Below are 5,844 nucleotides of genomic sequence, written 5' to 3'. Positions count from 1 at the left end.
GGACGCATGTCCTTCAACGACCCCTTGAAGGCGCGGCCGATGGGGGAACGGGCTGCGGAAACGATCACTGCCTCGGGCATGGAGACTCCGGTTCTGAGGGGACGACGTGTGAGGTCAGCCTGACTGGCTGGCGCACTTCTGGCTCACGATAGTCCCACCCACTCGGAGGTGGAACGCGTTCCAGTGTGGGGTTGCTCATGACCGTGCGGGACGGGCGGAGCGGCCGGTGGCCACGGGGGATGGGACGATCAGCCGGTGCGCCACCTCTACCACTGCCAGCTCCGATGGGCCGACCAGGACCTGCTCGGTCACGTCAACAACGTCCTGTACGCCGACTACCTGCAGGAGGCGCGCGTCGACCTGCTCCGTACGCACGCCCCGAGCACCCGGTCGGCCGACCCGGCCACCGGCATCATCGTGGTGCGGCACGAGGTGTCGTACCAGTCCTCCCTCCACTTCGGGTTCGCGCCCGTCGCGGTCGAGTGCTGGATCTCCGAGATCCGGGCCGCCTCGTTCACGGTCGACTACGAGATCTTCTCGCTCACCGACGCCGGCGAGCGGGACGTGCACGTCCGCGCCCGTTCGGTCCTGGCGCCGTTCGACTTCACGAGCCAGCGTCCGAGGCGTCTCGACGCCGACGAGCGCGCGGCGCTCAGCACGCTGCTGGAGCCCGGCGAGACGCTGGAGGCCCTGCCGGCCGACCCGCTGGTCGCCATGCCGGGCACGGACTACGAGGTGGCGGTCCGCTTCTCCGACGTCGACGGCTACAACCACGTCAACAACGTGAAGTACTTCGAGTACTTCCAGGAGAGCCGGATCAAGCTGATGCGTGAGCTGGGTGCCGGGCTGCACGCCCGGGGACTGCACCTGGTGGTCGCCCGCACCCGCATCGACTACCTCGGCCAGGCCACCTACCGGTCCGAGCCGTACGCCTGCCCGAGCTGGGTGAGCCGGGTCGGGCGCACGTCGATGGTCTACGACAGCCTCATGCTGGACGGCGACCGTGTGCTCGCCCGCGGTCAGGTCGTCGGCGTGGCGGTCTCCGCGGAGACGGGGCGTCCCGTCGAGATCCCGTCCAACTACCGCGAGGCGCTGGGGGAGATCCTCGGGCCGGAGCGGGTCACTCCGGCGAGTTGACCATGAACTGGGCGGCGTGGGTCACGTAGTCCCAGAACTGGGCGTCCTGCTCGGGCGTCAGGTCGACGGCGTCGAGCCCCGCCCGGAAGTGGTGCAGCCAGCGCCCCGCCGCCGCCGGGGTCACGGCGAACGGTGCGTGCCGCATCCGCAGCCGCGGGTGGCCGCGCTCGTCGGAGTACGTCGTGGGCCCGCCCCAGTACTGCATGAGGAACAGCACGAACCGCTCCTCGGCGGGACCGAGGTCCTCCTCGGGGTACATGGGGCGCAGCAGCGGGTCGGTGGCCACACCTGCGTAGAAGTGGTGGACGACGGCGCGGATCGTCGCCTCGCCGCCGATCTCCTCGTAGAACGTGCTCACGTCCCCATTGTGCCGATCGACTGGTGGGCCCGGTCAGGCGGGCGTGGAAGACTCGTAGCCGACCCGTCCGATCTCACCGAGGAGCACCCATGCCCACCACCCGCAAGGCAACCACCATCTGGGAAGGCACGCTGTTCGAGGGCGCCGGCAAGGTGACCCTGGAGTCCTCCGGTCTTGGCACGTACGACGTCAGCTGGCCCTCGCGCGCCGAGGAGGCCAACGGCAGGACCAGCCCCGAGGAGCTGATCGCCGCCGCGCACTCGTCGTGCTTCTCGATGGCCTTCTCCAACGGCCTCGCCAAGAACGACACCCCGGCCACCTCGCTGACCACCACCGCCGACGTCGAGTTCACCCCCGGCACCGGCATCACCGGCATCAAGCTGACGGTGCGCGGCGTCGTCGAGGGCATCGACAACGACACGTTCGTCCAGCTCGCCACCGCGGCGAAGGAGGGGTGCCCCGTCTCGCAGGCGCTCGCCGGCACCACCATCACGCTGGACGCCGCGCTCGCCTGACCACAGCCACCACCCGACGACGGCCCGTCCTTGAACGGGGCGGGCCGTCACTCACTCCTCGTGGGGGACCGGGCCCTCGCCGTCGTCGGCCGCTGCCGCCGAGACGCGCGGTGTGGTGAACATCTCGATGCCCTCGTGGTCGAAGCGCGCGATCACGCGTTCGCGGAGTGCGCGGCCGATGCGGAACTGCTCCGACGGCGCCGTCTTCATCGTCACCCGTACGACGACGCCGTTGCTGTCGAACGCCTGGACGCCCAGGACCTCCGGCTGCTCGATCACGAGCCCGGACCAGTCGTCGTCGCGCCACAGGTCGCCGGCGACCTCACCCAGCACCCGGCGCACCTTGACCAGGTCCTCGCCGAAGGGGACCGAGACGTCCAGGACGGTACGCGCCCAGTTCTGGCTCTTGTTGCCCACGCGCAGGATCTCGCCGTTGCGGACGTACCAGACCGTGCCGTTGACGTCGCGCAGCCGCGTCACCCGCAGCGAGACCGCCTCCACCGTGCCGGACGTGGTGCCCAGGTCGACCATGTCGCCGACGCCGTACTGGTCTTCGAAGATCATGAAGATGCCCGACAGGAAGTCCTTGACGAGGCTCTGGGCGCCGAAGCCGAGGGCCACGCCCAGGATGCCGGCCGAGGCGATGATCGGACCGATGTTGGCCCCGAGCTCGCTGAGCATCATGGTCAGCACGATCGCGGCCACGACGCCCGAGACGATGGACTTCAACAGCGACCCGATCGTCTGGGCGCGCTGCACCCGCCGGGTGCCGCCGGGGGAGTCGGGAAACTTGCCGCCCAGCTTCTCCGCGACGGTGCCGCGCGCCATCCGCTCGGACATCGGCGTCTCCGCGCTGCTGACGATCCTGTCGATCAGCTTGTGCAGCAGCCACCGCACGACGAGGCCGAAGAGGGCCAGACCGGCCAGCGCCAGCGGTTTGCCGACCAGCCAGTCGGCCAGGTTGGCGAGCTGCTGGTTGCCCGTCGCCTCGAGCGTCCACTCGCAGACGTTGGCGCCCTCGTCGCAGGAGCCGGACAGAGACAGGAAAGGCATGGGCGCCAGTATTGCCAACCGGCTCCAAGGAGCGGCACCGGATCCGTGGACGGGCCGGGGTCACAGCCCCGCCCCGGCACGGCGGCGAGGTGGAGGAGCTGACAACGGACACCGGGGCATGGCTTCGGCCCGCTCCGGGCTATCCTTCTTCTGTGACCCCGCTCGAGAGGCCTGCCATGCTCGTGCGCCGTGCTGCGCGCTCCTTCGCCCTGCTGACCGTTCCCGCCGTCGCGCTGATGGCGGCCCCGGCCCACGCCGGCGTCCCCGAGGGCTGGAGCGACCCCGCCAAGGTGGACCCGCTGCACTACCTCTTCATCCTCGCGGGCGGCCCGCTCATCCTCTTCGTCGTGGTGGCGCTCATCGCCGCCGCACCCGCGCTCGCGCGCGGCGAGAAGGTCCTCGCGGCCCAGCAGCCGGCCGAGGGCGAGTGGATCGGCGGCCCGCGTCAGGGCACCGAGGAGCTTCCGGCCCCCGACGGCGCCGAGTCCCACGCGGGTGGAGCAAGTGGCCAGTTCTGACCTGCTCTCCGCACAGGAGCGCCTGGTCCTGGACGCGGCCATCCGTCGCGCCGAGCAGACCTCCCGCTTCGAGTTCTCCGTCTACCTCGGCCCGGTCGAGGGGACGGAGTCCCGTCCGTTCGCGACGCAGCTGCACAACCGTCTGGTCGCACCGTCCCGCAGCGTCCTGATCATGGTCGACCCGACCGCCCGCGCCATCGAGGTGGTCACCGGGGGCGAGGTCCGGCGCAACATCTCCGACGCCGAGGTCGAGCTCGCGGTCAGGGCCATGGCTGACGACCTCTCGCACGGCAACTACGCGACCGGTCTGGTGCGGGGGATCGACCTGCTCGCCGAGCACGCCCGCCGCAGCTGAGACCAGCACCCACGACGTACGAAGGCCCCCTGCACCTCGCGGTGCAGGGGGCCTTCGCCGTACCGGTCCGGATCAGACCGCGTCGCGCGCCTGGGCGTCCAGGGCGCGGGCCAGGTCCGCGCGGGCCTCGGTGACGTACCGCTTGGCGCTCTTGGGCGCCGGGGAGGTCGCCAGCCAGGTGTCGAGGTGTGCGAGCACCTCGCTGTCGCCGAGCTGCTTGGGGAAGCCGTACTCCAGGACGGTGGAGCCCTTGTGGAACCCGAGGGTGTCCATGACGTGCTCGGCGGCGTCGAGGTACTTGGCGACGTAGCCGGCGGTGACGTCCTCCTGCCCGAAGCGGTGCATCGAGAAGACGGTCTCGCGTGCCGTCTCGTTGGGGGTCTCCGGGTCGAGGACGGCCTTCCAGCCAGCCTCCTTCGCCTCCACGGTGGGCTGGGCGACGCGGGCAGCGGCCGCCTGCTCCTGGCCGGAGATGGTGTTGTCCCGGGCCAGCTCGGCGTCGATCTCAGCGGCGCCGACGCGGCCCTTGGCGGCCAGCGCGGTCAGCAGGCCCCAGCGCATCTCCTGGTCGACGGCGAGACCGTCGAAGGTGACCGTGCCGTCCAGCAGACCGGCCACCTCGTCGAGACCGGCCTCGCTGCGCGCGGTCGCGGCCCACTGGCGCACGAAGGTGAGCTGGTGGTCGCTGCCCGGCTCGGCGCCGTCGATCAGTCGACGCAGGCCCGACTCCCACTCCTGCTTGAGCGAGTCGCGGCTCGCGGGGTCGGAGTAGTAGTTGACGGCGGTCGCCGCCATGGCCGGGATCCGGGTGACGCCCCAGGCGTCGGTCTCGGAGCCGATGTTGGCCAGCACCAGGCGGACGAAGTCGCGCGAGGCCATCTCGGCGTCCCGGGTCATGTCCCAGGCCGCACCCCACACCAGGGCGCGGGGGAGCGAGTCCTCCAGCTTGGACAGGCCCGCCACGACGGTCGCCAGCGACCGGTCGTCGAGGCGGATCTTCGCGTACGCGTGGTCCTCGTCGTTGAGCAGCAGCAGCGCGGGCTGCTGGACGCCGACCAGCGCCTCGACGGCGGTGGAGGCGCCCTCGACGTCGACCTCGAGGTAGTCGCGGCGGACCAGCTTCTCGGTGCCGTCCTCGGCGGTGACGGCGTCGTAGAGGCCGATGCCGAGGCGGTGGCGACGCAGCGTCGGCCAGTCCGGGTGGGCGCTCTGCTCGACGCTGAAGGACGAGTAGTTGCCCGCCTCGTCGAGAGAGAACTCAGGACGGAGCGTGTTGACGCCCGCGGTCTGCAGCCACTCGGCCGCCCAGCCCTTGAGCTCGCGGCCCGAGGACTTCTCGAGCGCGGCCAGCAGGTCGTCGAAGGTCGCGTTGTCGAACGCGTGGTCCTTGAAGTACTGGCGCAGGCCGGCCAGGAAGGGCTCCAGGCCCACCCAGGCGACGAGCTGCTTGAGCACCGAGGCGCCCTTGGCGTACGTGATCATGTCGAAGTTGACCTCGACGGCCTCGAGGTCGACGTTGTCGGCCGCGATGGGGTGCGTGGAGGGCAGCTGGTCGGCGCGGTAGCCGGTCTGCTTGCGGGCGTTGGCGAAGCCGGTCCACGCGTCGGTGAACTCGGTGGCCTCGGCCTCGCACCAGTAGCAGGCCCACTCGGCGAACGACTCGTTGAGCCACAGGTCGTCCCACCAGCGCATGGTGACCAGGTTGCCGAACCACATGTGCGCCATCTCGTGGGTGATCACCGAGGTGCGGAACTCGTAGAACGAGCGGGGCTGGCGCGAACGGGGGAGGTACTCGTCGCGCAGGGTCACCGCGCCGGCGTTCTCCATCGCGCCCATGTTGTACTCCGGCACGTAGAGCTGGTCGTACTTGCCGAACGGGTACGGGAAGTCGAACTGCTCCTCGAAGAA

The 5,844-nt window shown here is 70.5% G+C and carries 7 protein-coding genes; 4 read left to right on the top strand and 3 right to left on the bottom strand.

Annotation, left to right across the window (positions count from 1 at the left end; genetic code table 11):
* Positions 1 to 255: 255 nt before the first annotated feature.
* Positions 256 to 1,137, top strand: a complete 882-nt coding sequence (locus ACI379_RS15845; RefSeq protein ID WP_439793080.1) for an acyl-CoA thioesterase — start codon at positions 256 to 258, stop codon at positions 1,135 to 1,137.
* Here the strand turns inward: ACI379_RS15845 and ACI379_RS15840 are convergent.
* A complete protein-coding gene (locus ACI379_RS15840) occupies positions 1,121 to 1,495 on the bottom strand; it encodes a globin (protein WP_439793079.1) in 375 nt (124 codons plus the stop codon). The genes ACI379_RS15845 and ACI379_RS15840 overlap by 17 nt on opposite strands.
* A gap of 89 nt (positions 1,496 to 1,584) precedes the next feature.
* On the opposite strand from ACI379_RS15840, the gene ACI379_RS15835 reads away from it, so the two are divergent.
* The gene (locus ACI379_RS15835) at positions 1,585 to 2,010 is read left to right on the top strand and encodes an OsmC family peroxiredoxin (protein ID WP_439793078.1); all 426 of its coding nucleotides are present in this window, start codon (positions 1,585 to 1,587) and stop codon (positions 2,008 to 2,010) included.
* Positions 2,011 to 2,061: 51 nt separating this feature from the next.
* On the opposite strand, the gene ACI379_RS15830 is transcribed toward ACI379_RS15835, so the two are convergent.
* Complete coding sequence (locus tag ACI379_RS15830; protein WP_439793077.1) at positions 2,062 to 3,063, bottom strand: mechanosensitive ion channel family protein; 1,002 nt, start codon at positions 3,061 to 3,063, stop codon at positions 2,062 to 2,064.
* Between the two features lie 176 nt (positions 3,064 to 3,239).
* Here ACI379_RS15830 and ACI379_RS15825 point away from each other — a divergent pair, with 176 nt between their 5' ends.
* Together ACI379_RS15825 and ACI379_RS15820 are read left to right on the top strand one after the other, a co-directional pair.
* Positions 3,240 to 3,581 carry a hypothetical protein gene (locus ACI379_RS15825; RefSeq protein WP_439793075.1) on the top strand — a complete coding sequence of 114 codons (342 nt, stop codon included), beginning with the start codon at positions 3,240 to 3,242 and terminating at the stop codon, positions 3,579 to 3,581.
* The gene (locus tag ACI379_RS15820) at positions 3,568 to 3,936 is read left to right on the top strand and encodes a DUF5130 family protein (RefSeq protein ID WP_439793074.1); all 369 of its coding nucleotides are present in this window, start codon (positions 3,568 to 3,570) and stop codon (positions 3,934 to 3,936) included. The genes ACI379_RS15825 and ACI379_RS15820 overlap by 14 nt, the downstream gene beginning before the upstream one ends.
* A 72-nt stretch (positions 3,937 to 4,008) precedes the next feature.
* Here the strand turns inward: ACI379_RS15820 and pepN are convergent.
* The coding region (gene pepN, locus ACI379_RS15815) for an aminopeptidase N (RefSeq protein WP_439793073.1) at positions 4,009 to 5,844 on the bottom strand (1,836 nt) is incomplete at its 5' end.

It is taken from the genome of Nocardioides sp., assembly GCF_051876515.1.
GTDB lineage: Bacteria > Actinomycetota > Actinomycetes > Propionibacteriales > Nocardioidaceae > Nocardioides.
Note: the sequence above shows the minus strand (reverse complement) of the source record. Positions and strands in the feature narration are given on the sequence as shown.

Excerpts from the sequence above, each read along its gene's own strand:
- ACI379_RS15835 (WP_439793078.1), top strand. The coding sequence starts at position 1,585 with ATGCCCACCACCCGCAAGGCAACCACCATCTGGGAAGGCACGCTGTTC.
- ACI379_RS15830 (WP_439793077.1), bottom strand. The coding sequence starts at position 3,063 with ATGCCTTTCCTGTCTCTGTCCGGCTCCTGCGACGAGGGCGCCAACGTC.
- ACI379_RS15825 (WP_439793075.1), top strand. The coding sequence starts at position 3,240 with ATGCTCGTGCGCCGTGCTGCGCGCTCCTTCGCCCTGCTGACCGTTCCC.